This is a genomic window from Halolamina salina (assembly GCF_042678005.1).
In the GTDB taxonomy this organism is placed as follows: domain Archaea; phylum Halobacteriota; class Halobacteria; order Halobacteriales; family Haloferacaceae; genus Halolamina; species Halolamina salina.
Genome location: NZ_JBHUDH010000114.1, coordinates 1 through 1431 on the forward strand (window position 1 = coordinate 1; position 1431 = coordinate 1431).

At 68.1% G+C, this 1431-nt stretch carries 1 protein-coding gene; it reads left to right on the plus strand.

The genetic code is table 11. The annotated features are described in order from the left end of the window. Nucleotides 1-1431: heavy metal translocating P-type ATPase (locus ACFR9S_RS10055; protein WP_379818549.1), on the plus strand; the 1431-nt coding region annotated here is incomplete at both ends.

The window sequence follows — 1431 nt, forward strand, 5'->3', positions numbered from 1 at the left end:
CAACCTCGACATCGATCTGCTGATGAGCCTCGCGATCGGCGGCGCCGTCGCCGTCAGCCTCGGCTTCGGCGAGGCGCTGTACATGGAGGCCGCGACGCTGGCGTTCCTGTTCAGCGTCGCCGAACTGCTGGAGCGGTACTCGATGGACAAGGCGCGGAGCTCGCTGCAGGAGCTGATGGATCTCTCGCCCGACGAGGCGACGGTCCGACGCGACGGCGAGACAGTGACCGTCCCGGTCGACGAGGTCGAGGTCGGCGACGTGGTCGTCGTGAAGCCGGGGGAGAAGATCCCCCTCGACGGCGAGGTGATCGACGGCGAGAGCGCCGTGAATCAGGCGCCGATCACCGGCGAGAGCGTGCCCGTCGACAAGACGCCCGGCGACGAGGTGTACGCCGGGACGGTCAACGAACAGGGGTATCTGGAGGTACAGGTCACCTCCGCGGCCGGCGACAACACGCTCTCCCGGATCATCGAGATGGTGGAGGACGCCCAGTCGAACAAGACCGAACGCGAGCAGTTCGTCGAGCGCTTCGCGGGCTACTACACGCCGGTCGTGGTCGTCTTCGCGGTGCTGGTGACGCTGGCGTCGCCCTCGCTGCTCGGCGTCTCCACGACGCAGGCGATCGTCTACGGGCTGACGTTGCTGGTGCTCGCCTGTCCCTGCGCGTTCGTCATCTCCACGCCCGTCTCCGTGGTCTCGGGGATCACAAGTGGCGCGAAAAACGGCGTGCTGATCAAGGGCGGGAACCACCTCGAAGCGATGGGCGCGGTCGACGCCGTCGCGCTGGACAAGACGGGGACGCTCACGGTCGGCGAACTGCGCGTCACCGACGTGGTCCCGCTCGGGGACCACACCGAGGCTGACGTACTTCGGTGTGCGAAGGGGCTGGAGTCCCGGTCGGAACACCCCATCGGCGAGGCGATCGTCGAGCGCGCCGACGAGCGCGGCGTCGACGACCGCCGGGTCGAGGAGTTCGAGAGCATCACCGGGAAGGGCGTCCGGGCGGATCTCGACGGCCGGACCCACTACGCCGGAAAGCCGGGGCTGTTCGAGGAACTGGGCTTCGACCTGAACCACGTCCACGCCGCGACCGACGGGGGGATGGTCACCAAGAAGAGCCAGCAGCTCTGTGAGCGCAACGACTGCGTAGACCTGCTGGAGACGGTCGTCCCCGACCTCCAGTCGGAGGGAAAGACCGTCGTACTCGTCGGGACCGACGAGGAGATCGAGGGCGTGATCGCCGTCGCCGACGATGTGCGGCCGGAGGCACAGCGCGCGGTCGCCCGGCTGCACGAACTGGGCATCGAGCACGTCGTGATGCTGACTGGCGACAACGAACGGACCGCCCGCGCGATCGCCGAGAAGGTGGGCGTCGACGAGTACCGCGCCGAACTGCTCCCGGAGGACAAGGTCGACGCGGTACAGGAGCT